The sequence below is a fragment of the Umezawaea sp. genome (assembly GCF_036375055.1).
Taxonomy (GTDB): domain Bacteria; phylum Actinomycetota; class Actinomycetes; order Mycobacteriales; family Pseudonocardiaceae; genus Umezawaea.
In genome coordinates this window covers 38,457-65,170 of the sequence record NZ_DASUSQ010000076.1, presented here as the reverse complement: position 1 = coordinate 65,170, position 26,714 = coordinate 38,457, and the positions used below count along the sequence as shown (strand labels likewise).

General features: G+C 73.4%; 31 protein-coding genes. 18 read left to right on the top strand and 13 right to left on the bottom strand.

Translation table 11 applies throughout. The annotated features are described in order from the left end of the window. The first annotated feature begins 104 nt into the window (after positions 1-104). Complete coding sequence (locus tag VFZ92_RS21245) at positions 105-851, top strand: D-Ala-D-Ala carboxypeptidase family metallohydrolase (RefSeq protein WP_330877746.1); 747 nt, start codon at positions 105-107, stop codon at positions 849-851. A 71-nt stretch (positions 852-922) separates the two neighbouring features. Here VFZ92_RS21245 and VFZ92_RS21240 read toward each other — a convergent pair whose 3' ends face one another. After that, positions 923-1,870, bottom strand: a complete 948-nt coding sequence (locus tag VFZ92_RS21240) for an NmrA/HSCARG family protein (protein WP_330877745.1) — start codon at positions 1,868-1,870, stop codon at positions 923-925. 145 nt (positions 1,871-2,015) lie between these two features. On the opposite strand from VFZ92_RS21240, the gene VFZ92_RS21235 reads away from it, so the two are divergent. Continuing rightward, on the top strand, positions 2,016-2,501 hold the full coding sequence (locus VFZ92_RS21235) for a MarR family winged helix-turn-helix transcriptional regulator (protein WP_330877744.1): 486 nt from the start codon (positions 2,016-2,018) through the stop codon (positions 2,499-2,501). 7 nt (positions 2,502-2,508) lie between these two features. Here the strand turns inward: VFZ92_RS21235 and VFZ92_RS21230 are convergent, their stop codons facing one another. Then, the gene (locus tag VFZ92_RS21230; protein ID WP_330877743.1) at positions 2,509-4,536 is read right to left on the bottom strand and encodes an ATP-binding protein; all 2,028 of its coding nucleotides are present in this window, start codon (positions 4,534-4,536) and stop codon (positions 2,509-2,511) included. A gap of 277 nt (positions 4,537-4,813) precedes the next feature. On the opposite strand from VFZ92_RS21230, the gene VFZ92_RS21225 reads away from it, so the two are divergent. Then, complete coding sequence (locus VFZ92_RS21225) at positions 4,814-5,758, top strand: NADP-dependent oxidoreductase (protein ID WP_330877742.1); 945 nt, start codon at positions 4,814-4,816, stop codon at positions 5,756-5,758. Between the two features lie 30 nt (positions 5,759-5,788). Further along, the gene (locus VFZ92_RS21220; protein WP_330877741.1) at positions 5,789-6,739 is read left to right on the top strand and encodes an alpha/beta hydrolase; all 951 of its coding nucleotides are present in this window, start codon (positions 5,789-5,791) and stop codon (positions 6,737-6,739) included. Between the two features lie 2 nt (positions 6,740-6,741). Here the strand turns inward: VFZ92_RS21220 and VFZ92_RS21215 are convergent, their stop codons facing one another. Next, entirely contained in the window at positions 6,742-7,584 is an 843-nt protein-coding gene (locus VFZ92_RS21215; protein ID WP_330877740.1) for a phytanoyl-CoA dioxygenase family protein, read from the bottom strand. 99 nt (positions 7,585-7,683) lie between these two features. On the opposite strand from VFZ92_RS21215, the gene VFZ92_RS21210 reads away from it, so the two are divergent. From VFZ92_RS21210 to VFZ92_RS21170, 9 genes are all read left to right on the top strand, one after another. Beyond that, positions 7,684-8,670, top strand: coding sequence for a LacI family DNA-binding transcriptional regulator (locus VFZ92_RS21210; RefSeq protein ID WP_330877739.1), 987 nt, complete (start codon positions 7,684-7,686; stop codon positions 8,668-8,670). Between the two features lie 84 nt (positions 8,671-8,754). Beyond that, the gene (locus VFZ92_RS21205; protein WP_330877738.1) at positions 8,755-10,179 is read left to right on the top strand and encodes an alpha/beta fold hydrolase; all 1,425 of its coding nucleotides are present in this window, start codon (positions 8,755-8,757) and stop codon (positions 10,177-10,179) included. 223 nt (positions 10,180-10,402) lie between these two features. Continuing rightward, the gene (locus VFZ92_RS21200) at positions 10,403-10,690 is read left to right on the top strand and encodes a WhiB family transcriptional regulator (protein ID WP_330877737.1); all 288 of its coding nucleotides are present in this window, start codon (positions 10,403-10,405) and stop codon (positions 10,688-10,690) included. Beyond that, the gene (locus VFZ92_RS21195; protein WP_330877736.1) at positions 10,687-10,983 is read left to right on the top strand and encodes a hypothetical protein; all 297 of its coding nucleotides are present in this window, start codon (positions 10,687-10,689) and stop codon (positions 10,981-10,983) included. The genes VFZ92_RS21200 and VFZ92_RS21195 overlap by 4 nt, the downstream gene beginning before the upstream one ends. Further along, on the top strand, positions 10,980-11,909 hold the full coding sequence (locus VFZ92_RS21190) for a MerR family transcriptional regulator (protein WP_330877735.1): 930 nt from the start codon (positions 10,980-10,982) through the stop codon (positions 11,907-11,909). Before VFZ92_RS21195 ends, VFZ92_RS21190 begins: the two co-directional genes overlap by 4 nt. Positions 11,910-12,070: 161 nt before the next feature. Continuing rightward, entirely contained in the window at positions 12,071-12,469 is a 399-nt protein-coding gene (locus VFZ92_RS21185; RefSeq protein ID WP_330877734.1) for an SsgA family sporulation/cell division regulator, read from the top strand. 181 nt (positions 12,470-12,650) lie between these two features. Next, complete coding sequence (locus VFZ92_RS21180) at positions 12,651-13,649, top strand: ArsR/SmtB family transcription factor (protein WP_330877733.1); 999 nt, start codon at positions 12,651-12,653, stop codon at positions 13,647-13,649. Between the two features lie 129 nt (positions 13,650-13,778). Further along, positions 13,779-14,204 carry a peptidase inhibitor family I36 protein gene (locus VFZ92_RS21175; protein ID WP_330877732.1) on the top strand — a complete coding sequence of 142 codons (426 nt, stop codon included), beginning with the start codon at positions 13,779-13,781 and terminating at the stop codon, positions 14,202-14,204. Positions 14,205-14,257: 53 nt separating this feature from the next. Further along, complete coding sequence (locus VFZ92_RS21170) at positions 14,258-14,659, top strand: hypothetical protein (RefSeq protein WP_330877731.1); 402 nt, start codon at positions 14,258-14,260, stop codon at positions 14,657-14,659. A 56-nt stretch (positions 14,660-14,715) separates the two neighbouring features. Here the strand turns inward: VFZ92_RS21170 and VFZ92_RS21165 are convergent, their stop codons facing one another. After that, positions 14,716-16,410 carry a hypothetical protein gene (locus VFZ92_RS21165; RefSeq protein WP_330877729.1) on the bottom strand — a complete coding sequence of 565 codons (1,695 nt, stop codon included), beginning with the start codon at positions 16,408-16,410 and terminating at the stop codon, positions 14,716-14,718. Positions 16,411-16,425: 15 nt separating this feature from the next. Continuing rightward, complete coding sequence (locus VFZ92_RS21160; RefSeq protein ID WP_330877728.1) at positions 16,426-17,172, bottom strand: hypothetical protein; 747 nt, start codon at positions 17,170-17,172, stop codon at positions 16,426-16,428. 36 nt (positions 17,173-17,208) lie between these two features. Here VFZ92_RS21160 and VFZ92_RS21155 point away from each other — a divergent pair, with 36 nt between their 5' ends. After that, a complete protein-coding gene (locus tag VFZ92_RS21155) occupies positions 17,209-17,715 on the top strand; it encodes a hypothetical protein (protein ID WP_330877727.1) in 507 nt (168 codons plus the stop codon). Between the two features lie 340 nt (positions 17,716-18,055). After that, entirely contained in the window at positions 18,056-18,367 is a 312-nt protein-coding gene (locus VFZ92_RS21150) for a hypothetical protein (protein ID WP_330877726.1), read from the top strand. A gap of 34 nt (positions 18,368-18,401) precedes the next feature. On the opposite strand, the gene VFZ92_RS21145 is transcribed toward VFZ92_RS21150, so the two are convergent. From VFZ92_RS21145 to VFZ92_RS21125, 5 genes are read right to left on the bottom strand one after another with little or no spacing between them, the layout of a single operon-like run. Continuing rightward, positions 18,402-18,920, bottom strand: coding sequence for a hypothetical protein (locus VFZ92_RS21145; protein WP_330877725.1), 519 nt, complete (start codon positions 18,918-18,920; stop codon positions 18,402-18,404). 24 nt (positions 18,921-18,944) lie between these two features. Further along, positions 18,945-19,556 (bottom strand): hypothetical protein, encoded by a 612-nt coding sequence (locus VFZ92_RS21140; protein ID WP_330877724.1) that lies wholly within the window; start codon positions 19,554-19,556, stop codon positions 18,945-18,947. A gap of 7 nt (positions 19,557-19,563) precedes the next feature. Then, positions 19,564-20,265, bottom strand: coding sequence for a WXG100 family type VII secretion target (locus VFZ92_RS21135; RefSeq protein ID WP_330877723.1), 702 nt, complete (start codon positions 20,263-20,265; stop codon positions 19,564-19,566). Continuing rightward, on the bottom strand, positions 20,262-20,576 hold the full coding sequence (locus tag VFZ92_RS21130; protein ID WP_330877722.1) for a type VII secretion target: 315 nt from the start codon (positions 20,574-20,576) through the stop codon (positions 20,262-20,264). The genes VFZ92_RS21135 and VFZ92_RS21130 overlap by 4 nt, the downstream gene beginning before the upstream one ends. A gap of 3 nt (positions 20,577-20,579) precedes the next feature. After that, positions 20,580-21,050 carry a YbaB/EbfC family nucleoid-associated protein gene (locus tag VFZ92_RS21125; RefSeq protein ID WP_330877721.1) on the bottom strand — a complete coding sequence of 157 codons (471 nt, stop codon included), beginning with the start codon at positions 21,048-21,050 and terminating at the stop codon, positions 20,580-20,582. 372 nt (positions 21,051-21,422) lie between these two features. On the opposite strand from VFZ92_RS21125, the gene VFZ92_RS21120 reads away from it, so the two are divergent. Then, positions 21,423-23,693 carry a hypothetical protein gene (locus VFZ92_RS21120; protein ID WP_330877720.1) on the top strand — a complete coding sequence of 757 codons (2,271 nt, stop codon included), beginning with the start codon at positions 21,423-21,425 and terminating at the stop codon, positions 23,691-23,693. A 54-nt stretch (positions 23,694-23,747) separates the two neighbouring features. On the opposite strand, the gene VFZ92_RS21115 is transcribed toward VFZ92_RS21120, so the two are convergent. Then, complete coding sequence (locus VFZ92_RS21115) at positions 23,748-24,767, bottom strand: NAD(P)-dependent alcohol dehydrogenase (protein WP_330877719.1); 1,020 nt, start codon at positions 24,765-24,767, stop codon at positions 23,748-23,750. A 127-nt stretch (positions 24,768-24,894) separates the two neighbouring features. On the opposite strand from VFZ92_RS21115, the gene VFZ92_RS21110 reads away from it, so the two are divergent. Next, positions 24,895-25,494: a TetR/AcrR family transcriptional regulator gene (locus VFZ92_RS21110; RefSeq protein ID WP_330877718.1), complete on the top strand. Its 600-nt coding sequence runs from the start codon at positions 24,895-24,897 to the stop codon at positions 25,492-25,494. A gap of 5 nt (positions 25,495-25,499) precedes the next feature. Continuing rightward, complete coding sequence (locus tag VFZ92_RS21105) at positions 25,500-26,126, top strand: TetR/AcrR family transcriptional regulator (protein WP_330877717.1); 627 nt, start codon at positions 25,500-25,502, stop codon at positions 26,124-26,126. Between the two features lie 33 nt (positions 26,127-26,159). On the opposite strand, the gene VFZ92_RS21100 is transcribed toward VFZ92_RS21105, so the two are convergent. Together VFZ92_RS21100 and VFZ92_RS21095 are read right to left on the bottom strand one after the other, a co-directional pair. Next, positions 26,160-26,414 carry a hypothetical protein gene (locus tag VFZ92_RS21100; protein ID WP_330877716.1) on the bottom strand — a complete coding sequence of 85 codons (255 nt, stop codon included), beginning with the start codon at positions 26,412-26,414 and terminating at the stop codon, positions 26,160-26,162. Between the two features lie 104 nt (positions 26,415-26,518). Then, positions 26,519-26,695, bottom strand: a complete 177-nt coding sequence (locus VFZ92_RS21095; protein ID WP_330877715.1) for a hypothetical protein — start codon at positions 26,693-26,695, stop codon at positions 26,519-26,521. Between the last annotated feature and the right edge of the window lie 19 nt (positions 26,696-26,714).

The window sequence follows — 26,714 nt, the reverse complement described above, 5'->3', positions numbered from 1 at the left end:
GCACTTCGGCCGAAGTGTCGTTCCGCGATCCATTGACCCGGCCCGGACCCCTCCGACACCCTCCGGGAGGTCACCTTCACCCCTGCCCCGAAAGGTGTTCCACAATGGTGCGAAGGATCCTGCTCGTGCTGCTCGCGAGCTTCCTCACCCTCACCGGGACGGCGACCGCCGACCCCGGACCCGTGACGCAGGACGACGTCCACGCCATGGACGGGTGCTACACCTGGAACCGTTCGCTCTCCCAGGGCGCGAGCGGCGAAGACGTGCGCCAGCTCCAGATCCGCGTGTCCGGATACCCCGGCTACGGCGCGGTGATCGGCCTCGACGGCCAGTTCGGCGCGGCGACGCGGTCCGCTGTCGTCCGGTTCCAGCAGGCCTACGGCCTCGCGGCCGACGGTGTCGCGGGCCCGGCCACGTTCAGCAAGCTCTACGCGCTCCAGGACGACGACTGCACGCCCGTCCACTTCACCTACGGCGAGCTGAACCGCTGCAACTCCGACTGGTCCGGCGGCAAGGTGTCGGCCACGCAGGCCAGGGCCAACGCGCTCGTCACCATGTGGAAGCTGGAGGCGCTGCGCCACGCGCTCGGCGACCGGCCCCTGACGGTCAACGGCGGCTTCCGCAGCGTGTCCTGCAACAGCGCGGTGGGCGGCTCGGCGACCAGTCGCCACATGTACGGCGACGCGGCCGACCTCGGCGCGGGCGTGCAGGGCTTCTGCGCGCTCGCCAAGCAGGCCCGCAACCACGGCTTCACCGAGATCCTCGGCCCCGGCTACGCGGGCCACGACGACCACGTCCACACCGCGTTGAGGTCGGGCCAGTTCTGGTCCGCGCCCAGCTGCGGCATCTGAGGACGGGCACCGCTCGACGAACCGTCAGCGGGTCCGCCGTGCCGCGGCACGGCGGACCCGCGCCCGCCGCGTCACGCGGGCCTGACCGCGTCCACGTGCTCGCTCAGCCAGCCGCGGAAGTCCTGGAGCCGCGGGTTGAGCGCGCGGGTCGCGGCCACGTCGCGGGAACCGACGAAGTCGCGCTCACCCTCCACGTAGAACTGGAACATGTTGCCGATCTCGTCGCCCGCGGGCAGTCCGAGCGAGCGGAACAGGTCGTGCCCGAGCGGTCGGTAGTCGACCGGTTCGCCCAGCGCGTCGGCGAACGCGGCGGCGTACTCGGCGCCGGTCAGGTGTTCGCCCGCGATGCTCACGGTCTTGCCCGCGTACTCGTCGCCCGCGGCGAACACGCCGTACGCGGTGCGGCCGATGTCCTCCGCCGCGATGCCCGCCAGCCTGGCCTCGCCCATCGGCAGCGTGAGCACGAGCCGTCCGTCCTCGCCGCGCGAGGGGCCGAAGCCCTGGGTGAACCCGTCCCAGTAGAAGGTGGTCCTCAGGTAGGTGGTGGGGACGCCCGAGTCGCGGAAGAACGCGTCCGCCTCGGCCTTGGCGTCGAAGTGCGGGACGGTGTAGCGCTCCTGGAGCACCGGGACCCTCGGGTCGGACACCGGGATGACCTCGCGCGTGTCCTCCAGGGTCGACCAGACGACGTGGGCGACACCGGCGGCCTTCGCGGCGCGCGCGGCCGTCGCCGCCTGCGCCAGCTCGACGTCCGCGGACATGGACTCCCAGAAGTTGGTCACCACGTAGACGCCGTGGGCGCCCTCGAACGCGGCCCGGAGCGAGCCCTCGTCCTCCAGGGTCGCCTCCACGACCTCGGCGCCCAGGTCGGCCAGCGCGCGGGCCTTCGCCGAACTCGCGTCCCTGGTGATGGCGCGGACGGCGAACGGGCCGTCGGGGGCGTCCAGGACGGCCCTGACCAGACCGCCGCCCTGCGCACCGGTCGACCCCAGCACGGCGATGATCTTCTTGTCGCTCATGAAGCACTCCTCGGTGGTGTCGCCGCGCCCGTGCGGCAACTTACCTAGTTAAACAGGTAAGTTGCCGCAGAATTCCGAGGCCGGTTGTGAGCTGGACCACCGGGGCGAGGTCGCTCCCGCCCGAGAGGACGGGGAGCATGGACCCGTGCCACGAGAACGAGAACGAGAACGAGGTGCGCGGAAGGTCCCCGGCGCCGCTCGGCGCGGACCCGTCAGCCACGCGCTGTTCCGCGTGGTCCGGCTGCACCGGATGCTGGCGGGTCACCTCCTGCGCGACCTCGGCCTGCACCGCGGCCAGGAACTGCTCCTCATGCACCTGTGGGACTCCGGTCCGGTGCGCCAGACGGAGCTGATCGCGGTGCTGGACTCCGACTCGGCGACCATCACGAGGATGGTGCAGCGACTGGAGAAGGCGGGCCTGGTCGAGCGGGCACCCGACCCGAACGACGGCCGCGCCACCCTGGTGTCCTCCACCTCGGCGGGCGACGCGGTGCGGGCGAGGATCGAACGGATGTGGCGCGACCTGGAGGCGGCGACCGTCGGCGACCTGCCCCCGACCACGCTGGCGCCCCTGCTGGACGCGCTCGCCGCGGTCGAGGCCAACCTGTCGGCCGCGGTCGACAGGTCCTGACGGGGCCTCACCCCGCGGCCCCGTGGCCCAGCAGCTGCTCGACGAGCCGCTCCTTGGCCGCCGCGAGGTGGCGCCGGTAGGTGCCGTAGGGCACGCCCAGCCGTCGGGCGGTCGCCCGGTGGGTGCGCGCCACCGAGAGGTAGGTGGCGGTCAGCACCTCGTGCGCCTTCACGCCCGCGGGGTCGACCTGGAGCGCGTCCAGGGCGGCGGTGACGGCTCCGCGCAGGTCCGCCACGGGATCGGCCGACCCCCCGGGCACGAGGCGCGAGCGCAGCAGGACGCTGGTCGCGAACTCCCGAGGAGCCCGCCACGTGCGCAGCGCCTCGACCACGCCCTCCTCGAACACGGCCCGCGGCAGGTCGTCGGCCGCGCCACCGGGAGCAGGCGTTCCCGGCCACCCGGCCACGGGCTCGGCCACCGCGCGGGCCCGGTGCTCCACCCACTCCTCCACGGGTTGCCGCCGCCAGTCGCGACCGAAGACGTGCTGCTCGCGCCCGTCGACGTCCACCGCCACGACCTCCAGCAGCCCGGCCTTGGCCAGGTAGTCCCTCCAGCGCTCGGCGTCCTCGAAGACGGTGAAGGTCACCGCGCGACCGCGGGTCCTCATCTCGTCCGCGATCGTGCGCCTGCTGACGAGGTCCATGAGGGGGGAGGGCCGCTGGTGCAGGCCGGGCTGCACGGCGAAGCGGCGGATGCCCAGGTGCTCACCCCGACCCAGCGGGGCGACCGACTCCACGAAGTCCCACAGCGACGCGATCAGCGGGTCCTCGGCCAGGTCCTCGGGCAGCGGTGCCTCCAACCGCAGGACGGCCATGAACGCGACGGGTGCGGAGGAGCCCGAGTAGCGGTAGACGCGGAAGCCCCGCGGCTGGCGGCGCACCCAGTGCGCGACCGCCCTCGCGGACGCGGAGCCCTCCGCGTCCTCCGCCATGCGCAGCACGTCGGGCACGTCGTCGGGCCTCAGCGGCGTGTCCTCGACGTGGGGGTGGGCCCGCCAGTCGTACAGGTCGTCCGGGGTGCCCTGGTCGCGGAAGAGGAACATCCACTCCGCGACGCGCGGCAGCGCGTCGTCCTCCGAGGCGCCGCGCACCGCGCGCAGGCACGCGACCGAGACCCCCACGCGCACGTCCTCGTAGCGCTCGGGGTCCCGCCAGCGCAGGTCGGCCGCGAGCGTGGCCCGCACCGCGTCGTGGGGGTGCAGCCCCTCGGGCGTGGCCTCGATGTAGGGCAGCTGGCGCAGCCAGGGGAACACCGTCGCGGTGTCCTCGTCGCCCAGCACCGCGCGCAGCAGGGATTCCCGCGTCACGTACGCCTGCGCCACGACCTCGAGGGCACGTCGGTGGGCGGTGCTCGGCAGTTCGCCCACGAGCCGCTCCACCAGGGTGGTCAGCACGTCGCCGGTGGGCTTCCACAGTGGACTCGCGCCCAGCGCCGCCGCGGGGACGGACGCGGCGAGCGAGAGCGCGAGCGGGCTGCCCCCGGCGAAGGCGACGATGGCGGGGCGCCGCTCCTCGGCGACACCGCGGGCCGCGAGCAGGGCGTCGGACTGGGCTGCGTCGAGCGGACGCACGACCAGCTCGGCGAACAGCTCCGTCCACCCCGGATCGAGCGACCACTCCGGATCGGGGGCGACCCGGCTCGCCAGCACGACGAGCGCGCCCTCGGCGAGCCGCAGCAGGAACGTGTCGCGCAGCCACGGTTCGAGCGGCTGGCAGTGCTCGAAGGAGTCGACGAGGAGCACCGTGCCCGGCTCGACGCACGCCAGCGCGGCGGCCTCCTCGATGCGGCGGGGGTCCGCGTCGAGGAACCGCGCGTCGACGTGCACCACGCGGCGGCCCGCGGTCTCCGCCCGCCGGGCGGCGTGGCGCAGCAGCGAGGACTTGCCGATGCCGCCGGGACCGTGCAGGTACGCCACGAGCGGGGCGTCCGCCGCTCCCGAGAGCATCCGGTCGAGCACCGCGCGCTCCGACCCCCGGCCCACCAGCGCGCCCGCTCGCGCTGCGGCCAGCCTGTCCGCCAGTCCCGTCGCACCCACTCCGCGTTCCCCTCCTCCGACCCGGCCTCCGCCTCGATGACCGAACGTAGGCCATGGGACGCGCCGGTGGACCCCGTCGGACACCGGTGGGCACCGCGGGACGTGGAGACCGGGCAGCGCCGCGCCGCAGGATGGGCGGCACCAGCTCCGTCCTCCGCCCTCGCCGCTGACGGCCGCGGTGCCGGGGTCGCCGGTCGTCACCGGTGACCGCTCACCCGCGTCGAGGACCGGGAGCCTGCCGCACGACACCACTTCTCGAACGAAGGTGAACCCCCTGATGAAGGCAGTGCGCTTCCACGACTTCGGTGATCCCGAGGTCCTGCGCTACGAGGACGTCGACCAGCCCACCCCCGGCGCGGGTCAGGTCCGCGTCCGCGTCGCCGCGACGTCGTTCAACCCCATCGACGCCGGTGTCCGCGCGGGCGGCATGCGCGGCCCGATGCCGGTGGCGCTGCCGCACACCCCCGGCCGCGACGTGGCGGGCGCGGTCGACGCGCTGGGCGAGGGCGTGACCGGCCTGGAGATCGGTGCGCCGGTCGTCGGGTTCCTGCCGATGGTGGAGGACGGCGCGGCGGCCGAGTACGTCCTGATGGGGGCCGACCTGCTCACGGCCGCCCCCCGCGACCTCCCGCTGGCCGACGCCGCCGCGCTGCCGCTGGTCGGGCTGACCGCGTGGCAGGCGCTGTTCGACCACGGCGGGCTGGAGGCCGGGCAGCGGGTGCTGGTCAACGGCGCCGGTGGCGCGGTCGGCGGCTACGCCGTGCAGCTGGCCCGGTGGGCCGGGGCGCACGTGGTCGCCACCGCCAGTCCGCGCAGTGCCGCGGCGGTCAAGGACGCCGGTGCCGACGAGGTCGTCGACCACACCTCCGTCGAGGTGACCGCGGCGGTGACCGAGCCGGTCGACGTCGTGCTCAACCTCGCCCCGGTCGACCCGGAGCGCCTGGCCGCGCTGACCGACCTGGTCCGTCCCGGCGGCGTCGTGGTGAACACGACCGTGTGGATGCCCGCGCCGACGGACGAGGGGCGCGGCGTGCGCGGGGTCAACCTGTTCGTCCGCGGCGACGCGGAGCAGCTCGCGCGGCTGGTGGCGCTGGTCGACGGCGGCGAGCTGCGGGTCGAGATCGCCCGCCGGGTCCCGCTGGCCGAGCTGCCCGCCCTGCACGCCGAGGCCGCCGCGGGCGGCCTGCCGGGCAAGGTCGTCGTCCTCGTTCCCGGTGCCTGACACCCCGTCCGATCCCGAAGGGCAGTGATCGTGCCACTCAGCTTGGACCCCGAGATCGCGCGGGCGCTGGCCCCGATGGCCGGCGCGATGGCCGAGGCCGTCCCGCCCGCCGTGGGTGACGTCGCGGCGCGGCGCGCGCTGTGGGAGCCGATCATCGGCGCGGCGGGGACGGCCCAGCCGATCCCGGCCGACGTCACCCGCGGCGACCACCGCGTGACGACCGACGACGGCGCGCGGATCACGGTGCGCTGGTACGCCAAGGAGGGGGCGGCGCCGGGACCCGCCGTGCTGTTCTTCCACGGTGGCGGCTACATCTTCGGCCACGTCGACCTGTTCGACGGGCCGGTCTCCCGGTACGTGTCCGCCAGCGGGGTGCCGATGCTGTCGGTGGAGTACCGCCGCGCGCCCGAGCACCCCTTCCCGACGCCGCTGGAGGACGCCTACGCGGCGCTGCGCTGGCTGCACGAGCGGGCTCCGGAGTGGGGCCTCGACCGCGACCGGATCGGCGTGATGGGCGACAGCGCCGGGGGTGGCATCGCGGCGGCGCTGTCGATCCTCGCCCGCGACCGCGGCGGTCCGGGGATCGCCAGGCAGATCCTGGTCATGCCGATGCTCGACGACCGCACCACCACGCCCGACCCGCACATCGAGCCCTACCTGCTGTGGTCCTACGACGACAGCCGCACCGCGTGGCCCGCGCTGCTCGGCGAGGCCGCCGGAGGGCCCGACGTCCCGGCCACGGCGGCGCCCGCCCGGATCGCGGACGCGACCGGCCTGCCGCCCGCCTACATCGAGGTGGGCCAGCTCGACGTCTTCCGCGACGAGGACCTCGCCTACGCGACGACGCTGAGCCGCGCGGGCGTGCCGGTGGAGTTCCACCTGCACCCCGGAGCCCCGCACGAGTTCGACTCGATCGCCTTCACCTCCGACGTGGCCCGGCGCGCCGTCGCCGACCGCGTGCGGGTGCTGCGGTCGATCTGAGGTCAGGAGTCGGACGCGCCCATCACCAGTCCCTCGATCGTGTGCTTCTGGGTGATGGGCCGCAGGGTGTCGACGACGGGGCAGTCGAGGTGGGCGCGGACCTGGTCGGGAAGTGACGCCCAGAAGTCCTGGGTCACGGCGGTGTCGTGGCGGGCGCTGTTGCCCGCTCCCGGCCCGTCGAGGCCCAGGACGAGGACCGGGCGGCTCTTCGGGGAGTGGTTCGCGGTGCCGCGGTGGACGGTCAGCGCCGACCGGATCGAGATGTCGCCCATCCGCGGGAACTTGCGCACGGCCAGCTCGCGGTAGCGCGGGTAGGCGTCCTTCGGCGGGAACATGCCGTGCTCGAACGCGCCGCCGTCGTCCCAGTGCGTGCCGGGCGCGATCTCGAACGGCCCCATGTCCGGTTCGGTGTCGACGGTGGTCACGTTGACGGCGAGCGAGTTCAGCCTGCGGTGGCGGGAGGTCTCCTCCGGCGTGGGGAAGTCGCGGTGCCACGGCTGGTCGACCGCGCCCGCGAGCGGGACGTCGAAGCCGACCTCGACGATCCGGTAGTCCGGGCCCAGCACGGCCTCCGCGACGGCGGTGATCCACGGGTGGGAGGCCAGGTCGGCGAAGCCGCTCAGCTGCTCGGGGTGGATCTCGACGTAGTAGCGGTTCGGGCCGCGGCCGACCGCGCCGTCCGGGCGCGACCGCGCCTCGGTGAACGCCGCGTCGACGTCCTCGCCCAGCCGCCGCACCCAGTCGCGGCTGAACGCCTCCGGCAGGCCGATGATGCCGTCCTCCTGGAGGCGGGCGGTCAACGCCGCGACCTCCGCGGCGGGGAGAGCGGTGGGGTGCGCGGTCATGTCGGCCTCCGTGTGGCGCGGCAGCGTGTCCCGGCCAGTTTGCAACGTGGCATGCCACGTTGCAAGAGTTATGCTGCCACGGAGTGGGGGAGGACGACGATGAACCCGAAGCTGCGGGACGTGGCCGAGCACGCCGGGGTGTCGGTGCGCACGGTGTCCAACGTGGTCAACCAGTTCCGCTACGTCGCGCCCGCGACGCGGGAGCGGGTGCAGGCCAGCATCGACGCCCTCGGCTACCGGCCCAACATGGCCGCCCGCACGCTGCGGCGCGGCCGGACCGGTCTCGTGGCGCTGGTGATCCCGGAGATCGACTCGCCCTACTACGCCGAACTCGCGGCGCGGACCGTGCGCGTCGCCGAGGCCAGGGGCCTGACGGTGCTCATCGACCAGACCGGCGGTGACGCCGAGCGCGAGACCCAGCTGCTGCACGGGCGGCGCGGCCAGCTGGTCGACGGCGTCCTGTTCAGCCCGTGGGGGGTGGCCCCGGCGGAGCTGGCCTCCCGCACCGACACCGTCCCGCTGGTGCTGCTCGGGGAGCACGACGGCACGGCGGGCGTCGACCACGTGGTGATCGACAACGTGGCGGCGGCGCGCGAGGCCACCGAGCACCTGCTGGCGCGCGGCAGGCGGCGGATCGCGGCGGTGGGCGTCCAGCCGGGGTCGCTGAACGCGACCGCGCGCCAGCGGCTCGCCGGGTACCGGAGCGCGCTGGCCGGGGCGGGGCTGCCCGCCGACCCCGACCTGGAGGTGCCCGTGCGGCGCCTGCACCGCGCCGACGGCCACGAGGCGATGCTGCGGCTGCTGGACTCGCCCCGCCCGCCGGACGCGGTCTTCTGCTTCACCGACGAACTGGCGCTGGGCGCGCTGCGGGCGGCGGCTGACCGCGGTGTCGCGGTGCCGGGATCGGTGGCGCTGGTGGGTTTCGACGACGTCGAGGACGGCCGGTTCAGCGTTCCGGCGCTCACGACGGTGTCCCCGGACAAGGACCGGATCGCCGAACTCGCCCTGGACCTCCTGACCTCCGGGTCGACGTCCCCGCGCAGCGTCATCGCCCCGCACCGGCTGGTGGTGCGCGAGACGGGCTGACGGCGTCCCGTCCTCCCGAGGTCGTAGTCGGTCCGCGACCAGGGGAGGACGCACGGGGACGGGATCGCTCGCGATCATCGGGGAATGAGCCGTCGAACACTCGTCACGTCGCTGCTGGTCGCCGTATCGGTGGTACCGCTCGTGGCCGCCCCGGCGTCGGCAGGGGGGACCCGGCTGACCTGGAGGCCGTGCGCCGACGTCGCGAAGGACTGGGACCAGGCCGACCGCCGGTCGGAGTGCACGACGGTCGCGGTGCCCCTGGACCACGCGGATCCCGGTGGTCGGACGATCGACATCGCGGTGAGCCGGATCCGGGCCGTCGGTCGGAGCGAGGGCGTCGTGGTGTTCAACCCCGGAGGGCCGGGGCACCCCGGCACGACGATGCCCGCCGACATCGCCGAGAGCCGGGCGGCCGGGATCGGGGAGCGGCACGACCTGGTCGGCTTCGACCCGCGCGGCGTCGGGTACAGCACCACCGTCGACTGCCCGGACGAGGAGGTCGAGCCCGGACTGCCCGACGAGGAACGCGCCCGGCGCACCGCCGAGCACAACCGGGCGTGCTTCGACCGGGACCCCGCGCTCGCCGCGTCGCTCACGACCACGAACGTCGCCCGCGACCTGGACCGGGTCCGGCAGGCGCTGGGCGTCCGGACGATCGGGTTCTACGGGGTGTCGTGGGGGACGGCGCTGGGCGCCGCGTACCGGACGCTGTTCGACCGCCACGTCGACGGGATGCTGCTCGACTCCGTCCTGACGCCGACGATGAGCACGACCGCGATGGACGACGGGCAGGCCGCCGCGGGCCAGGAGACGTTCCGGCTGTTCTCCGAGTGGATCGCGGCCCGCCACGGGGTGTACGGGCTCGGCGCGTCGACCGACGCGGTGTCCCGGCGGCTGCTGGACCTGCGGGCGGAGCTGACCGAACACCCGAGGACCGCGCCGGACGGCACCGTCGTCGACGGGACGACGGTGAGCATGATGCTGGCCAACCCCCGCCGGGAGTGGGCCGATCTCGCGGCACGCCTGACCGTGCTCGCCGAGGGCGGCACGACCGCCGTGCGGGCCGGTGCGAACGGCGGGTTCGGGTGGGACGTGGACCGGTACCGGTCGTGGGTGTTCGCGCAGACGGCGTTGCTGTGCAACACCTCCGACAGCCCGCGCGACTTCGCCTCGGTGGCGCGGCACCGCGCCGAACGCGTGGCCCGCTACCCCGTGGCGGGCGGGTACCCGGCCTACGAGCGCCGCTGCGTCGGCTGGCCGAGGGACGCGGAGGCGGTGCGGTTCGGTCGCGGCGCGAGTCCGCTGCAACTCGTCGGGCACCGGTACGAGCCGGTGACGCCGTACCCGTGGACGCACGAGGTGCGGGCGCTCGTCGGCGGTGACGTGCTGACCGTCGAGGACGACGCCCACGGGTCGCTGTCCAGCCTGCCGTGCGCCGAGTCGGCGGTCACCTTCTTCGACACCGGCAGGACCGGCACCGGGACGTGCGCCGGAGCGCCGGTCCCGTAGCTCCCCGTCGTCGGCGCGCCTCCACCACCGGGTACGTCGTCGTCGAGCACGCCGAGCGCGGCGCCGAGTCGCTGGACGACGCGGTGCGGGGAACTGTCCGGCACCACGACCGGGGGCCCGCGGGCGGTCGATTCACCCGATGGTGCTGGCTCAAGTTGAAACGGTTCTGAAACGGTTGTAGGGTCTGATCACCGTGACCCCGCAGCCGAGGAACGTGGGACCTATGCCCGAATTGTCGCGTTTGCCCAAGCCGGTCGCCGAGTCGTGGGACTGGCAGCTCTCCGGTCTGTGTCGAGGCGTGGACAGCGCCCTGTTCTTCCACACCCCCAACGAACGGGGTTCGGCTCGGGAGCGGCGCGAGTCGCGGGCCAAGGAGCTGTGCGCCCGGTGCCCGGTCATGGTCGAGTGCCGCGCGCACGCGCTGACGATCGAGGAGACCTACGGGATCTGGGGTGGTCTGGGCGAGAGCGAGCTGCGCGCGATCATCTCGGAGCGGCACAGGCGGACATGACCGGTCTGGAGGACCGGATGATCCGCCTGGTGTGGCACGTCGTGGTGACGTGCGCGCCACGCCGTCGCGCGGAGGCCACGGCGTGGCGCCTCCTGCGGGAGAACTTCGTCCCCGCCGAAGCGGGGGACCTGTACGGTCGTGCCGTGCGTGCCAGGCTGGTGCAGGCCCTTCGGGCGGAGTTCGGGGAACGAGCCGAACTGCCGGTCGCCAGGGCGCGGGTGCGCGACGAACTGGCGATCCGGCGGTCGTGGTCCGGCCACGACGCGGGGCGTTCCCTCGAGCAGCACCGATGACCGCGGAGAGCGTTCCACCCTCCGAGGGGGTCGAGCTCCGGGCGTTGTGGACGCCCGGCGCGGTGGCCGCCATGCTCGGCATCTCCCCGAACACCCTGCGCACCTGGAGCCACCGGTACGACCTGGGGCCGACCGCCCGCACGCCGGGTGGGCACAGCCGCTACACCGACGACGACGTGGACCGCGTGCGGCGGATGCTCGCGCTCACGGCGTCGGGCATCGCGTCCGCCGCCGCGGCGGCGATGGCCAAGAAGGGCACCGCGGTCGTCGAGGACGCCGGGGAGCCCGCGGAGGTGCCGTCGTGGCGGATGGCGCGCGGTGGTCTGCGCCGTGCGGCGAACCGCCTGGACGCGTTCCTGGTCCGGGAGATCGCCGCGCGACTGATCGCCGAGCACGGGGTCGTGCTCGCGTGGGAGCGCGTCTTCACGCCGATGCTCGTCGACCTGGGTGAGTGGATCACCGCCGAGGGCAAGGGGGTGGAGGTCGAGCACGTCGCCAGTTCGGCGATCCTCCAGGCCCTGCGCGAGATCCCGCCTCCGGCCCGGCAGGGGACGCTGGTGGCGCTGCTGGCGTGCGCTCCCGAGGAGCTGCACACGCTGCCGCTGGAGGTGCTCGGCGCCGCGTTGTCCGAGCGCGGCCAGACGTGGCTGAACCTCGGTGCGCGCGTGCCCGCCGAGGCGCTGCGGGAGGCGATCGGCAAGCTCGCGCCCGCGGCCGTCGTGGTGTGGGCGCACCGGGCCGACCTGGCCGAGCGGGTGCCGGTCGCGGAACTGGCCGAGCACCCCGATCTGGTGGTCGTGCTCGCGGGGAGCGGCTGGTCCGAGGTTCGGGTGCCCGAGTCGGCGCGACGCCCGACGTCGCTGCCCGAGGCCGTGCGGCTGGTGCTCGACGCCGTGCACGCGAGCCCGGTGCTGCCGGGTCGGTAACGCCCGATCGGCGGCGGTCGACACGTCTTCCCGTGGTGCGGGTCACCCGTCGCGGCGGGCGTCCCCACGATCTCCCCTTGTGGTTCGGCGCGGCATCGGGGAGTCTGGTGAAACGGTTTTGAATCGAATTTCGGCACCGCCCCCGACCCCCAGGGACTGGTATGGCCTTCAACATCTCGGTGACGTCCACGGTGGCCGCCGGACTGGCGCTGTCCGGCGGCGAGGCGTCCATCGGCTTCGTCACCTTCGCCTACGACACCGAGGACCCGCTGGCCGTGACCGTGTCCACCACGACGGACCTCGGTTCGCGGTCGTGGACCGTGGAACGCGACCGCCTGGACGACGGCCTGCTCGTCGGCTGCGAGACCACCGCCATGAGCATCGCCCGCGGCGACGCCGACCACTTCGCCCTGGGGCTGCGCGCGGGTGGGGAGCCCGAGGTCACCGCGGTGATCGCGACGGCCGAGGTGGTCGACTTCCTGAACCTCAGCTACGACATCGTCGCCCTCGGGCAGGAGATGCGCTGGGTCGACGTCGACCGGGAACTGCTGGAGACCTGAGCGCGTGCCGGTCCTGGTCCCCGCCCGGCGGCTCCTGCGCGCTAGGCCGACCAGGTGCGCCCCCTGGTTGCTCCTATCGGATGGTCCTGCCGGGAACCCGCGCACCGGCAGGTCGGGAATCCGGTAGCCAGGGCGTGCGGTCGGGGGGCGACCGCGCGTTCAGCGGGTCCGGGGGGACGACGTGCCGCAACTGCGCATCCACTTCACCGACGCGGACATCGCGCGGACGCGGTTGAAGCTGGAGGTCGACCTCCTGTGGGAGGTCGTCAGCAGCGTCCAGGCCCTCCAGCACGCGGGTGGCGGGCTGTCCGTCGACTCCTGGCGCCGTCGGGTGCGGGAGAGCGCGAGCCGGAACGGCGAGCTGCGGGCGGCCGTGCGGACCCTGGTGGCGGTGGCGCCGCACGCGAGCTACTTCCCGGACTTCCTCACGCCCACGGCCGACGTGCCCGACTTCGACGGGTGCGTCGACGCGGTTCTGTCGACACCGCCGCGCCGCCTGCGCGCGGAGGTCGGCAGCCTCCACCCGACCGGAGGTCCGACGTCGGGGTGGCTGGCCGACCTCGCCCGCGGGAAGTCGGCGGCGCTGCGACACCTGGGGCGGTCCCTGCACGTGTACTTCGGAGCGCTGGTCGAACCACACCTGCGGGTGGTCGACGACGGGCTGCGCACCGAGTGCGCGGCCGGGATCCAGCGGTACCTGCGGGCGGGCCCGGAGGGGCTGCTGGGCTGGCTCGGGCCGCCCGCGAACTGGCGGCCGCCGGTCCTCGCGGTCGACTACCCGGTCGACCGCGACCTGCACCTCGACGGCCGCGGCCTGCTGCTGATCCCCTCCTACTTCTGCGTCCACCACCCCGTGGCCCTCGCGGACCCGCTGCTGCCCCCGGTCCTGGTGTTCCCGATCCGGCCCGAGTCCCGCCTCCTGGCCGGTGGACACGGCGGCGGCGACCACGTGACCGCGCTGCTGGGCACCACGAGGGCCACGATCCTGCGCTCGGTCGTCACCGGCACGAGCACCACCGGCCTGGCGCGGCGGGTCGGCGTCGCCCCGGCCACCGTCAGCCACCACACGAGCGTCCTGCGCGGTGCCGGGCTCATCACGACCGACCGGCACGACAACGTCGCGACGCACCTCATCACGCCGTTGGGACTGCGGCTCCTCACCTCCGTTCCCGTCGGCTGACCGCGGTCGCGACCGGTCGGACCGCACGGCGTTTAGACCCTGTTCGAAGCACCCGTTCCACCCGGTGCCCGTGTGGGAGGGTCGCCTCCGCGCCGCGCGAACTCGAAGGGTGACACGGAGGAGGGAACCATGCGCAACCCCGTCCCGTTCGTCGGAGCCGTCGCGGCCGTGGTGGCGGCGACCCTGGTCGTGCCGACGTCACAGGCCTGGGCCGGGCCGAACTGCTCCACCGGCTACCACTGCGGCTGGGACATCGGGTTCGGCACCGGCAAGATCAGCTTCTTCACCAGCGACCCCGACTTCCGCGACAACACGTTCAACACCGGCGTGGTGGCGGACAACAACATCAGAACCGTCAGCAATTCCACGAGCACGGACTACGCGAGTTTCTGGTACGCCGACGTGAACTACGGCGGGTTCCTGTTCTGCGTGAACCCGAACAGCTCCGTGCAGAACCTGTCCGATGACGGCCAACCCGGCAACGGCGTGGGGCTGGGCAACGAAGCCAGTTCCGTGTGGCTGATCGCCGGTGGTCCGTGGGACGGCTGCTACTGACCCGACGCGGTCGCGCCGGCTGCCACCAGTACCCGACCGAGGAGGAGAGAACCATGGAGGAGAACGGCCGATCGAAGGACACCGGTGCCGTGCGCCCCGCGCGTGGGTGGCGCTCAGGACGGGTGGGTGGTGGCCTCCTCAAGGGGGCCCTCGTCGCACTGCTGAGCCTCGGCGCGGCGTCGACGGCGTTGACGGGGACGGCGCACGCGGCGTCCTCCACGATTCCCGGATCGAACGCCTCCGTCCACCCGTCCGTCGGGTCGGCGTGCGCCGGGTCGGGGTCGACCACTCGCGTGCACTACGCCTACGCCGTGGTGACCGGCCAGGAGATGGGAGGCAGCTACACCACCCCGCGGGGCGGCTGCGGGACCTTCTACCCGCCGCGGGGCACTTTCCGGCACTTCCACATCTGCAACCTCGCCACCGGGTTCTGCGGCCCGGAGGTCACCGTGTGACGAGCGGCGTGCCCCCGCCGTTCGCGCGGAGACGGCGGGGGCGGCTGGCGTGCTGGTCAGCCGGTGATGTCCACGTCGCCGTTCAGCGATCCCGTCTGGAGGACGGAGCCGGTCACGGTGCCGCCCTCGGCGACGGTGACCGTGTTGACGGTGGTGTTGACGACCGACTGGACCTGCTGGTCGAAGGACGCCGTGTGGTAGCCGGCCGTGCGCAGGATCTCCGAGACGGCGAGGGTGACGCGGGTGCGCAGGAGGTGGGTGTACCGCTCCACGTCGGCCTGCTGGAAGTAGCTGCGGAGCTCCACGTCCGCGGCCATCTCGCGCAGGGTCAGCAGGGAGCCGTAGCGGTCCGGGTTCACCCGGCCGCGGTCCGGGCGGAGCGCGCGCGGGCGGACGACCAGGCGCAGGGCGCGGGACAGCGCGCTCGCGGGCAGCAGCACGAGGTCCTTGACGGCGCGGCCCACCGGCACCCACGCGGACGTGGGCTCGGCGTCGACGGCCATCAGCTCGGCGTTGACGGGGCGCAGGACGCAGGGCGTCCACTCCAGGTAGAGGGTCGACTCGTCCATCGCCACGTGCACGAAGACGGAGACCACGAGGTCGTGCTCCCAGGTCACCAGTGAGAAGCGGCGGTAGAAGCGGGACCACTCGAGCGGACTGTCGCGCAGGTCGTGCGCGTGCGACCGGGGGACGTGGGTGTACGGCTGGACGCCGGGGTCCTTGAGGTAGTGCGCGGACGGAGCCTTGGACAGGTTGTCCACCAGGCCCTGCGCGTCCACCACGACGTAGTCGTCCACGCCGAGGGCGTCCAGCCTGGAGCTGGGGGCGAGCAGCGGCGCGGCGCGCAGGTCGGTGACCTTGCTCGTGATGCCCTCCAGCAGCGTCGCGGTGTCGAGGGGGGTGGTGGTGGCCGGGGCGTCGCTCCGGCGTTCCAGCGGCACGGCGATGGTCCACGGGTCGTGGATGTCGCCCGCGCCCACGAACGGCTTGTAGCCCCGGTGCACCAGGAGCGGGACCAGATCGTCCTTTTCGGACACCCCGGTGCGCAGGCGCCTGCCCGTGCCGTGGTGCTCCTCGACGCGCGCGGCCAGCGTGGGGGACAGGCGGAGCAGGGCGCGGTCGACGGGCCGCGAGGGCCGGTGGTTCAGCGGGCCGAAGCGGTCGGTCACGTGGTGGGCGATGACCAGCCGGTTGGCCAGCAGCACCACCAGGGCCACCGCGAGCAGCACGTAGCCGGTCACGTCCTGGAACGCGGCCTCGGTGAGGTCGTCAGCGCCCGCGCCCGTACCTACCGAGTCGGCCACCGACCCGAGCGAGGCCGTGACGGTGAGGACGATCAGCCCCGTGCGGACGGGCCGCACCGGACCGGCGGTCGCCCGGCGGGCCCGCGCGTCGCGCCACACCCGGATGATCTTCGGCAGGCTCAGCACCAGCGCCACGAGGACCCACAGCACCGCCAACGGGAAGACGAGGTAGAACGCCAGGCCCAGCAGCACCAGCACGAGCACGTCGACGACGTCCGTGCGCAGCCGGGCGGCCAGCGCCTCGGTGAGCACGGCCGCGGAGTCGACGCCCGGCGCGGGCGCGGCGGGCCTGGTCGGCTCCACCAGCAGCTCCCGCAGGGCCGCGTCCGCGAAGTCGCGGCTGAGGTGGGCCGCCGCGCACAGGTGGCGCGTGGCCTCGTGGCGGTCGGGGTCGTGGTGATCGGGCTGCGGGGCGAACCGAGCCCGCCACGTGTCGGCCAGGACCATCGTCGGTGTCGCTCCTCAGGGGGTGTCGCTGTGGTCGGTCATCGTCGCGAGGATCCTCGCGGCCTCGGGGAAGCGGTCCGGCGGCGCCGCGACGAGCAGGACGTACTCGACGCCGCCCACCCGCCAGTAGTGCGCGCGGGTCTGCCGGAGGGCGCCGCTCGCGGTGGGCTTCACGAACTCCCACTCGACGGCGTCGAGGTTCCCGTGGGTGGTGTTCGTCAGCTCCACCCGCGTGTAGCCGGGTTTGCCCGCCTCGGCGTCCGCTGCCGCGGTGATCGTCTCCAGGAGGCCCGCGGGCCCCTGGTCGTCACCGCCGAAGCGCACCTCCACCTCGGGGTCCGCCGGGTCCTTCGCCACCTGGGTCCCCCTGGCCTGGCCGCTGCCCGCCACGAACGAGTTCGGCAGCACGGTGACGAGACCCTGCGGCCCGGTGTGGCGGTAGAAGCCGGCGGGCGGTCCACTCGGGACGGTGGAGGTCGTGGTCGTGGTCGTGGTGGGGTAGTCGTAGCCGGGGTACGGCGACGTGGTCGACGTGCCGGGCGGCGGCGGAGCGGTGCCCGCGGCGGCGGGCCACAGCCTGGGGACGTAGATCGTCCCCAGACCGGAGCCCAGGCTCACCACGAGGCCGACGGCCGCCACCGCGGCGGCGAACCGGAGCGACCCCGGCAGCGCCGACCGGCGGCCCCGCTCGCGGTCCGGTGTGCGCGGGCGGCGGTCGCGGCCGTCGTCGTCCGCTATGTTCGCGTCGGGCGGATCGCTCATGGAACCCTTCTCCTGGAACGGGAATCGGAGGCAGAAGTGCGGAATCGGATCGAGTGGACCCTCGCGGAGACCTGGGCCGAGGTGGCCAGGGCCGAGGCGGAACCCGTGGACCAGGACCGGCTCGCGGCCGCCCTGCTCGCGGTCGCGGACGTCTCCAGGTCGGTCACCCGCGACGGCGATCCGGAGATCGCCAACGGCGCCCAGTTCGTCGAGTGCGCGAAGGTGTCCGACCGCCTGGCCGAGCTGAGCCCCTCGGACCGGGACGTCGTCCGGCGCTCGCGGGAACTGGTCGACCAGGTCGAGCGCGGGCGGGAGTTCCGCTGGGACGAGCCGGTGCGCACGGCGGCGCTGTGCGCGGCGGGCGTGGGCGTCGCCGTCGGCGGAGCGGTGCTGGGCGGTGTCAACGAGAGCGTGCCGCTGGTCGTCGTGACCGCGGTGCTGGGCAACCTGCTGCTGTTCGCCACCGTCCTCACGGCTCGGCGTCCTCTGTGGAGGGTGCGGGCCGAGCTGATGGCCCCGATGATCCGCGAGCACGGGATCTGAGCGCCGCCGGGCAGCCGGGAGCGCGGCCGTCGATCGTCGACCCGCATTCCCGAACCGTCCACTTCCCACGGAGCCCACTGTTCGACGCGAGAGTGGCACGCCGTCCCGGCTACCACTCCGCACAAATTCGGACAACGCTCGGAAAACCGGGTGAACCACGGCCTCCCCGACCGGCTCGGGGGTGGGACCTGCCCCTGCGAGGAGCGTGAGCAGGGGGTTCAACGCGGATCAGGCGCACGGTGAACCCGGCTCCGCGACGGTGGGTGTTCGACGGCGGAGGTCGTGGACCGGCCGCCACCCGAGGATCCACCGCTCGACGTGCCCGAGGAGAAGGAGCGCCATGAGGAACTCGATGACCAGGACCGCCCTGTCGTTCGCCGTCGCGAGCGCGGGCCTGCTCGGATTCGCCGGTGTCGCCGACGCGGCTCCCAGCGCCTGCACCACCTCGAACCAGGGGGCGGGCGGCAGCGCGTACTGCGCGGGCGGCGACGGCCTCTTCCGGGTCACCATCACGTGCAGGCGCCCCAACGGCGCCTACTACTTCCGCGAGGGCGTGTGGCGGGCCCCCGGCCTCCAGTCGCACAGCACCGCGTGGTGCGACGGCGACAACAGCCGCGTCACCTACATCGGCGTGCAGAAGCGGAACCTGTGAGCGGCCACCGCCCCGCGCGGAGCGGGGGAGCCGATCACGGGACGCGGTCGGTCACCGGCTGGTCGCGTTCGAAGCGGGCGATCGAGCGGTAGTCGCCGAACGGGGGCACCGGCTCCCAGTTGGTGTCGACCGGCACGTCGGTGTACTCGACGGTCTCCTGGACGTGCTCCACCTTGTTCCTCACGACCCGCTTGACGTACCCGTCCTCGCGGTAGTGGACGGTCTCGTGCACCGACGCGTCGGAGAGCCGCAGGCCCGCCTGGTCGTTCGGGTAGGTCCACAGGTGGGCGCGGACCAGGAAGAGGCTCTCGTCGGTCTTCTTCATGAACGTGTACTCGGTCGCCTTGCGGCCGGGGTCGTCGAGGAAGGTCACCACGACGACCCCGGTCTTCCACACCGGGGTGACCAGGGTCGGCGACGCCGCGCCCGGCCTGGGCGGCATGACCGCCGTGTACTCCTCGCCCGCACCGTCCTTGACCCGCGCCTCGGCCTCGGTCAGCGGTTCGCCGGGGGCGTTGTCCGCGTGGTTCCACTTGAAGCAGTAGTTGACCATGTCTCCGTGCCTGCGGTCTCGGGATCAGTAGGTGCGACCGTTCTCGTCCCTGATAATGATACCCAGGCGCCGTGCCTCGGCGAGAACAGCAGGGGGAACGCCGTTCTGCTGCACGGGGACCTCCAGGATCATGTCCCCGGACATCGGCAGTCCGATCGCGTCGTCGCCGAGGTCCCTGCGGTTGCTCGGGGTGTCCGCGACCACGGTTCCGGGACCGTAGGTGTTCGCGAGCTCGCGGAGGTAGCCGACCGCGGTGCTCTCCTGCACGTCCGCAAGCTGGGTGTGCTTGCGGCTGACGATCTCCTCGTCCGGCACGTAGGAGTCGACCCGCGGGTACTGGCCCTTCTCCGACCGCGGTTCGACGTGCACCTCGTTCGCGCCGCCCCGCTCCTCGTAGTAGGGCTCGCGCTGCCGGTTGAACTCGTTGCCCGCCTCGATCTGCCGCCGCAGCCACTCGGGCCTGCTCGACTCCTCACGGGAACCGGGTTGCCCCGGCTGGTTCGGCTGGTTCGGCCCGCCGCCCGTCGCGCCGCCGGGCCTGCCCGCCTGCGCGACGCCCTCGGTGTTCCGCTGGGCGCCGGAGATGCTCGACGGCGTGCCGCCGCCGCCCCCGGGACGCCGTGATCGTGGTGTCATGTCCGGCCTACTCGTCCAGCAGCAGGGTGAGGTTGGTGATGCTCTGGATCAGCGAGCTGCTGTAGTTGAGGATCCGCCCCGCCCACTTCACCACCGCGGCGACGATCTGGGCCGCGATCACCGGGATGGTCACGACCAGCAGCGCCTCGGCCGCCCACACGATCACCCTGGCCACCAGGTCGGCGATCAGGTCGCGGACGATCTCGCGGGTCATCTCGACCAGCCCGCCCGCTCCCTCGGTGGCCGCGGCCAGGCCGGTGGAGATCGCGGCCAGCCCGCCGATCGCGTCCACGTTGTTGACCATCAGGGCGCGGTAGGCGTCGGCGGCGCCGCCCGTCCACTCCGACAGGTCGTTCTCCAGGTGCCTGCCGAGGTCCTGGGACATGGCGGTCAGCTCGGTCGCCATCCCGGTCCACGTCGCCGCGTGCGAGCGGACGACGTCGGGCAGGCCGGTCAGCTCGTCCAGCGCCTCCCGCAGCGGCTCGAAGTACTCCATGGCCCAGCCCAGCCCGTTGGCGAGCAGCGTGCTGAACGGGTCCACCGCCACGGCGCCCGCCTCCAGCGCCAGCCCCGCGCCTGCGAGCGCGCCCGCCACCCAGTTCTCGCTCTTGATCGCGGTGACCAGGTCCTCGATGCCGTCGGCGAGGCTGGACCCGGTCCACGGGTCGCGGGTCGACTCCACCGGGGCGATCAGGGAACCGTCCGTCACGGCTGCTCCACCACCCCGACCTTGGTGAGCCGGTCGGCCTCGTCGTTGTCCAGGGTGTCGTAGGCGTCCGCGCTCAGCTCCAGTTCGCGGGACACGATGTCGAGGCTCTCGGCGACGTAGGCGATCAGCTCGTCCTGCTTCTGGTGCCTGCCCTCCAGCACCCCGGCGATCCACCCGCACAGGAACCCGTACGCCTGGTCGTTCCGCGCGATGTGCGCGCTCGCCGCCTGCACGGCGTCGAAGCGCTGCCGGACCGCCTGCACGTTCTGCGCGTGGGTCCGCAACTGCTGGATGTCGACCTTGAACCCCACCGGTCACCGCCCGGTGTCGTAGATCGAGCCGTGGCCGTCGTCGTCGGCCACGTCGGCGCGTGCGCGGCGCACCGGCGGTTCGGCGGGCGCCGCGGCGAAGTCGCGCCGGAGGTGGCGGTCGACGCTGCTCGCTATCGCCCGCGCCGCCGCGGACTCCGTGCCGACGGTCTCGGCGATGACCTCCTTGGACCGGTCGGCCAGGGTGTTCCGCGCCGCGCCGAGCGTCGCCATGATCGTCCGCGCGACGACGTCCGGCGCCACCCGGTTGATCCGGTCGGTGAGCCGCAGGTCGACCAGCGCGCCGGTCGAGTCGACCGACACCTCCGCGAGCCCGTTCGGGTCCTTGGCGGTCACCCGCAGGTCCTCCAGCCTGCTGCGCATCGCCTCGGTGTCCCTGGCCATCCGGTCGATCCGACCCTGCCACGCGGCCAGGTGCTCGCGCGCCCCGTCCGGGTCGAGAATTGTCCCGTCCATGAACCAGCACACTAGGTGAGCGGCCGTGGTCCGCGGTGCGGAAGGCGAGGACCGGCGGCTGGTGGCCGGGAAAATTCCCCCGGATGCCGGACAGGGCGGCGGGACACCGCGAACCCGTGCGAAAAGCCCCGGTCGGCCCTGGGCGCGGTGTCGTCCGGAGCAGCGGGCCGCCGGTGGCGCCCACCGGCGGTGGTACCCGGTTCGGCCGGAGGTGGGAAACGCCCGCGGGAAGCGGATGACTGTGGACGGTCGTCCTCCGAACGGTCGCGGTCGCGATCCCGGGCGCTGGTAACGGAGTGGGCGGTGGCCCGACTCATCCCCTGCGAACTGGGCAGATTGTCCGGTTCGACCGGAGATCGGAATGGAGCCGTCATGAGACGAACCCCCCGCCGCCGAGCGAGATCGACCCCGGGAGCACTGGCCGCGGCGACCTCGCTCGCCCTGCTCGCCGCGTTGCCCGTTCCCGCGTCCGCCGCCCCGGTGGTGGGCACGGACGTCCTCTACACCACCGACGCCGACTTCGACGGCGGCGTCCTCCAGGACGTGGACCACGACGCGCCCGACAACGACCAGTTGCAGCTCACCAGGTCGACGGTCTTCTTCCCCTACGTCAACGTGGCGGCGTCCGCGCGCGGCACGATGCTCCGCATCGACGTGAACACCGGCGCCATCGTGGGGGAGTGGGCGTCCGCACCGGACGGCCGTGGGCGCAACCCGTCCCGCACGACGGTGGACAAGTTCGGCTCCACCTGGCTGTCCAACCGCAACGAGGGCGCGGGCGGCAAGGGGTCCGTCACGCGCGTCGCGGTGATCCAGGGCGGGACGCGGGTGAACGCCGACGGGTCGCCGAACCCGGTCGGCGACTTCCTCAAGGGCCCGTTCGCCTACAACAGGTGCGAGGACCGGAACCAGGACGGGCTGATCGCCACCAGCCGTGGGCTGGGCGACGTGCGGCCGTGGACGAACGCGGGCGGCGCGGACGACGACGGCGGCGTCACCACCGCGGCCGACGAGTGCGTCATCAACTACACCAGGGTCACGGCCAGCAACACCCGCACGGTCGCCGTCGACTCCCAGAACCGGTTGTGGACCGGGGGCCAGGACCTCGACCACGAGCTGCTCAACGCCGACGGCCAGCCCAGCGGCACCCAGTTCAACGTCGGGTGCGGCGGGTACGGCGGTCTGATCGACCTCGCGGGCACGCTGTGGTCGGCGCGCAACAACGGCCTCCTGCGGTACGACCCCGTGACGGCCACCGGCGCCTGCCTCGGCCCCGCCCACGGCGACTACGGACTGGGCATGGACTCGACCACCGGCGAGATCTGGAGCACGAACTTCTCGGGCAACCGGGTCGCGAAGCTGGCCCCGGACGGCACCGTGCTCGGCGCGTTCCAGCACGGCAGCCAGAACGCGCAGGGCGTCGCGGTCGACCGCGACGGCAACGTGTGGGTCGCGCACTCCCTCAACGGCGCGACCACCGTCGGGCACCTGCGCACCGACGGCACCTACGTCGGCACTGTCCCGCTGCCGGGCGGCGTCGGTCCGACGGGGGTCGCGGTCGACACCAACGGCAAGGTCTGGGTCACCAACATCAGCACCGACAACGCCCAGCGGATCGACCCGGCGGCGGGGCCGATCGGCGGCGGCGGGTACCCGGTGGGGGCCGTCGACCTCACGGTGGACCTCGGCGCGGGAGCCGGGCCGTACAACTACAGCGACATGACCGGGTCGGTGCTCGGCGAGATCACCGCGCCGCAGGGCAGCTGGTCGGTCGTCCAGGACGGCGGGCAGGCCGACCAGACCTGGGGCACGGTCACCTGGAACACCGAGGCGCAGGGCAGCGTGCCCGCGGGCACGGCCATCGCGGTGGAGGCGCGCACCGCCAACACCGAGGCGGGCCTGGCCGGTGAGGCCTTCACCCCGGTGTCCAACGGGGTGGCGTTCGCCAGGACCGGCCGGTACGTCGAGGTCCGGGCGACCCTGACGGCGAACGCGGCGGGTGACAGCCCCGTGCTGTCCGACCTGCGGATCGCGACCTCGGAGCGCACGGGCGTCTTCTCCTGCCAGGCCACCGCGCTGAACCTCGCGGGCATCGTCTCGACGCGGGCCAACCCGCCGGACGTGCCGTGCGTCGACGACCACGAGACGCTCGCGACCGCGCAGCTGTCGGCGGGCATCCTGACCGTCCGCACCGAGGTGCTCGACGCGCGCACGGACCAGACGCCCGACGACCTGACCGGGTCGCCGCCCGCCACCACCGACGGGGCGACGGCGTCCGCGCGCGTCGACTCGACGCGCGTCAGCACCCTGCTGGTGACGATCGAGCTGGGCGTGATCCAGTCCTCCGCCTCCGCCACCTGCGTTGCGGGCCCCGGCGGTGGTCTGGTGCCCCGGTTCGCCGGGTCGTCGAGCATCGCGAGCCTGAAGGTGAACGGTGTCGCGGTGACGGTGGGCAGCGCGCCGCTGACCATCCCGCTGGTGATCGGCTCGTTGAAGCTCAACAGCACCACGACGACCGGGACCAGCGTCGTCCAGCGGGCGGTCGTGCTCGACACGCCGCTCACCGACCTGGTGATCGGTGAGGCGAAGGCCAACGTGGAGGGCACCGCGGGCAACCCCGGCGGCTCGCCCTGCCAGGTCTGACCCGATCCCCGTGGGCGGCCGACCGGTCGCCCACGGGGATCGCGCGGAACCGGGTCAGGCGAAGGAGACGACCGCCCGGTAGCGCGCCCGACCGCCGCGGACGACCTCGACCGCGCGGTTGATCTCGGCGACCGGGAAGGTCTCCACCTGCGGGCCGATGCCGTGGCGGGCGGCGAAGTCCAGCATGAGCCGGGTCTCGCTCGGCGACGCGGGCACGCCGCCGGAGATCGTCTTCTCCGCGGGGAGCAGGTGCATCGGGTGCACCGAGATCGGCTCGGGCGACACGCCGACGACGCTGAGCACGCCCTGCGGGACCAGCAGGTCGAGGTAGTCGTTCCACGGCAGGTCGGCCGAGACCGTGGACAGGACGAAGTCGAACGACCCGGCCGCCGCCGCGAGCGCGCCCTCCTCGCGCGCCGCGATGAACGACGTGGCGCCGAAGCGGCGCGCGTCGTCCTCCTTGGCCCGCGAGCCGGAGATGGCGGTGACGTCGCAGCCCCACTTGGCGAGGAACCGCAGCGCCAGGTGGCCGAGGCCGCCGATGCCGACGACGGCCACCCGGTCGACGGGGCGGACGCCGTGCCGGATCAGCGGGGCGAAGACGGTGACCCCCGCGCACATCAGCGGCCCCGCCTGCTCCGAGGGGATGGCGTCGGGGATCGGGTAGGCCGTGCGCCAGTCCGAGACGCGCAGCACCTCGGTGAAGGCGCCGCGGTCGCCGCGCATCACGGTGTCGTCGCGCCGCGGGCAGAGGTTGTGCCTGCCGCTCAGGCAGAGGGCGCAGCGGAAGCAGGCCCCCGCGATCGCGCCGACGCCCACCCTGGTGCCGATCGGCAGGAGGTCGGTGTCGACGGCGGCGCCGACGGCCTCGACCACGCCGACGGCCTCGTGCCCGGCGACGCAGGGGAAGCGGGTGATGCCGTACTCGTCGTCGATCTGCGCGACGTCGGTGTGGCAGACCCCGCAGTGCGTCACGCGGACGTCGGCCTCCAGTGCGCCGAGGGGGCCGGTCTCGCGGTCGTGGCGCTGGAGCGGCGCGCCCGCCGAGCGGGCTGCGTAGGAGGTGACGAGCATGGTGTCCCTTCCTGGACGTCTGGGCTCGCCAGGCTACCGTACGAAACGGTTTCGTTTCGACAAAGCCTCTGAGCTGGTCAGATTGAGCAATTGGAGAGGCGGGAAGGCGGCGTCCTATGCTCGTGCGATGAGCGCCACCCGCCCGCTGGATCCCACCCGCGACGCCCGGATCCTCGACGCGATGCTGGAACTCGTCGCCGAGACCGGGTACGTGTCGATGACGATCGACGCCGTGGCCGCCCGCGCCGGGACCTCGAAGGCCACCATCTACCGGCGGTGGCGCAACAAGCACGAGATCGCCGTGGCCGCCATGGCCCGCTACCACGGGAGGCTGACCCCGTGGTCCGTCGACACGGGTGGGTTCCGCGGCGACCTGCTCGCCCACGCCCACCGCTTCGCCGAGGTCCTCGACGGGTTCGACGGCAGGCTCGCGATCGGCCTGGTGCAGGCCCGCGCGTCGGACCCCGAGCTGATCGACGAGCTGGAGACGCGGTTCTCCAGCGGCGCGCGGCTCCCGCCCGAGGTGGTCGAGCGGGCCGTCCGGCGCGGCGAGCTGCCCGGTCCGGTCGACCACCGGGTCTTCGAGGAGGTCGTCGCGTCGGTGATGTTCATGCGCTGGCTGTGGCGGCTGCCGCTGGACGCCGCGTTCCTCGACCACGTGGTCGACGACCTGGCCCTGCCCGCCCTGCTCGCCACCGGGCGGCGCGGGGGCGTCGACCTAGGATGACGACCGTGGGTTCCCGAGGACGGCGCAGGATCGACGAGATCGGCGAGGAGAGCCGCCGCCGCATCCTGGACGCGGCCGAGGAGCTGTTCGCGGAGCGCGGGGCCGAGCGAACGTCCTTCGTGGACATCTCGGAGCGCTCGGGGATCAGCCGGGGCTCCATCCCGTGGCACTTCACGAACAAGGACGGGCTCGTGATCGCCGTCGTCGAGCGCGCGATCGACCGCGCGATGGCGCCGGAGCGCCACCGGTCCCCGCCGCCGCTCGCGGAACTGCTCGACGACTACGCCGCCTGGGTCCGCAGCGACAACTCGGCGCTGCTGTTCATGATCCTGACCGAGGCCATGACCAGCACGGGTGCCGTGCACCAGCGGTACCAGGAGTTCCTCGCCCAGCGGCGCGACGGCCTCGAACTCTGGGTCCGCCTCCAGCGCCCCGAGAACGTCGATCCCGAGACCGCGGCGAGGCAGGAGCACGCCTTCGCGGTGGCGCTCAACGGCGCGCTCATCGGCATCCACCTCCAGGCGCTCATCGAGCCGGACGGCTTCGACCTCGACGACGCCCTGCGGTCGACCGCGACCCTGTTCGGGAGGGGCCTCGCCGACGTGTGGGAGACCCCGCCCGCCCCTCGGTGATCGGGCCTCGACCTCGTCGGCGACCGGCGTGGACTACGGCTTGTTCTCCCTGATCTGGTAGATCCGGGCGCGGGTCAGGCCCGTGACCTTGCACAGCTCGACGACGGGGACGTTGCGGTCCAGTTCGGCGTGGATCAGGGCGTCGCGGTGGGCGTGCGCGTCGTGGCGGGCCGCCCTGGCACGGGACAGCGCCTGGAGCTGCTCCGTCAGGTTCCGCTCCGCCTCAGCCAGCGCCGTGACGGCGGTCAGCAGGTCGGGGGTGACGGTCGTGGCGCTGTCTCGGGGCATGGTCTCTCCGCAGGGGGTGTCGGGCACGTCCGCCCAGCATTTCGCACATCGCCCGGCATGTCTAGCGATGTCGATTCTCTAGACGGACGTGTCCCGTCGCGGCCTCAGAGGCGGTCGGCGTCGACGATGGCCCGCGCGAACGGCTTCGGCGCCTCCTGGGGGACGTTGCGCCCGATGCCCGCGAAGATCCGGTGGTCGTACTTCCCGGTGAACTCGGCCCGGCAGGCCCTCCCGTCCGCGGCGGCCCCGTCGAAGTCGCTGCCGATCGTGATGGCGGGCACGGAGATCACCGGACCGGTG

Bases quoted from the DNA above. Each gene is read 5' to 3' on its own strand.
- VFZ92_RS21200 (WP_330877737.1), top strand. From the start codon at position 10,403: ATGCCCGAATTGTCGCGTTTGCCCAAGCCGGTCGCCGAGTCGTGGGAC.
- VFZ92_RS21215 (WP_330877740.1), bottom strand. From the start codon at position 7,584: ATGACCGCGCACCCCACCGCTCTCCCCGCCGCGGAGGTCGCGGCGTTG.
- VFZ92_RS21225 (WP_330877742.1), top strand. From the start codon at position 4,814: ATGAAGGCAGTGCGCTTCCACGACTTCGGTGATCCCGAGGTCCTGCGC.
- VFZ92_RS21245 (WP_330877746.1), top strand. From the start codon at position 105: ATGGTGCGAAGGATCCTGCTCGTGCTGCTCGCGAGCTTCCTCACCCTC.
- VFZ92_RS21125 (WP_330877721.1), bottom strand. From the start codon at position 21,050: ATGGACGGGACAATTCTCGACCCGGACGGGGCGCGCGAGCACCTGGCC.
- VFZ92_RS21205 (WP_330877738.1), top strand. From the start codon at position 8,755: ATGAGCCGTCGAACACTCGTCACGTCGCTGCTGGTCGCCGTATCGGTG.
- VFZ92_RS21145 (WP_330877725.1), bottom strand. From the start codon at position 18,920: ATGGTCAACTACTGCTTCAAGTGGAACCACGCGGACAACGCCCCCGGC.
- VFZ92_RS21160 (WP_330877728.1), bottom strand. From the start codon at position 17,172: ATGAGCGATCCGCCCGACGCGAACATAGCGGACGACGACGGCCGCGAC.
- VFZ92_RS21240 (WP_330877745.1), bottom strand. From the start codon at position 1,870: ATGAGCGACAAGAAGATCATCGCCGTGCTGGGGTCGACCGGTGCGCAG.
- VFZ92_RS21195 (WP_330877736.1), top strand. From the start codon at position 10,687: ATGACCGGTCTGGAGGACCGGATGATCCGCCTGGTGTGGCACGTCGTG.
- VFZ92_RS21190 (WP_330877735.1), top strand. From the start codon at position 10,980: ATGACCGCGGAGAGCGTTCCACCCTCCGAGGGGGTCGAGCTCCGGGCG.
- VFZ92_RS21165 (WP_330877729.1), bottom strand. From the start codon at position 16,410: ATGGTCCTGGCCGACACGTGGCGGGCTCGGTTCGCCCCGCAGCCCGAT.
- VFZ92_RS21120 (WP_330877720.1), top strand. From the start codon at position 21,423: ATGAGACGAACCCCCCGCCGCCGAGCGAGATCGACCCCGGGAGCACTG.
- VFZ92_RS21185 (WP_330877734.1), top strand. From the start codon at position 12,071: ATGGCCTTCAACATCTCGGTGACGTCCACGGTGGCCGCCGGACTGGCG.
- VFZ92_RS21170 (WP_330877731.1), top strand. From the start codon at position 14,258: ATGGAGGAGAACGGCCGATCGAAGGACACCGGTGCCGTGCGCCCCGCG.
- VFZ92_RS21100 (WP_330877716.1), bottom strand. From the start codon at position 26,414: ATGCCCCGAGACAGCGCCACGACCGTCACCCCCGACCTGCTGACCGCC.
- VFZ92_RS21110 (WP_330877718.1), top strand. From the start codon at position 24,895: ATGAGCGCCACCCGCCCGCTGGATCCCACCCGCGACGCCCGGATCCTC.
- VFZ92_RS21175 (WP_330877732.1), top strand. From the start codon at position 13,779: ATGCGCAACCCCGTCCCGTTCGTCGGAGCCGTCGCGGCCGTGGTGGCG.
- VFZ92_RS21140 (WP_330877724.1), bottom strand. From the start codon at position 19,556: ATGACACCACGATCACGGCGTCCCGGGGGCGGCGGCGGCACGCCGTCG.
- VFZ92_RS21115 (WP_330877719.1), bottom strand. From the start codon at position 24,767: ATGCTCGTCACCTCCTACGCAGCCCGCTCGGCGGGCGCGCCGCTCCAG.
- VFZ92_RS21210 (WP_330877739.1), top strand. From the start codon at position 7,684: ATGAACCCGAAGCTGCGGGACGTGGCCGAGCACGCCGGGGTGTCGGTG.
- VFZ92_RS21150 (WP_330877726.1), top strand. From the start codon at position 18,056: ATGAGGAACTCGATGACCAGGACCGCCCTGTCGTTCGCCGTCGCGAGC.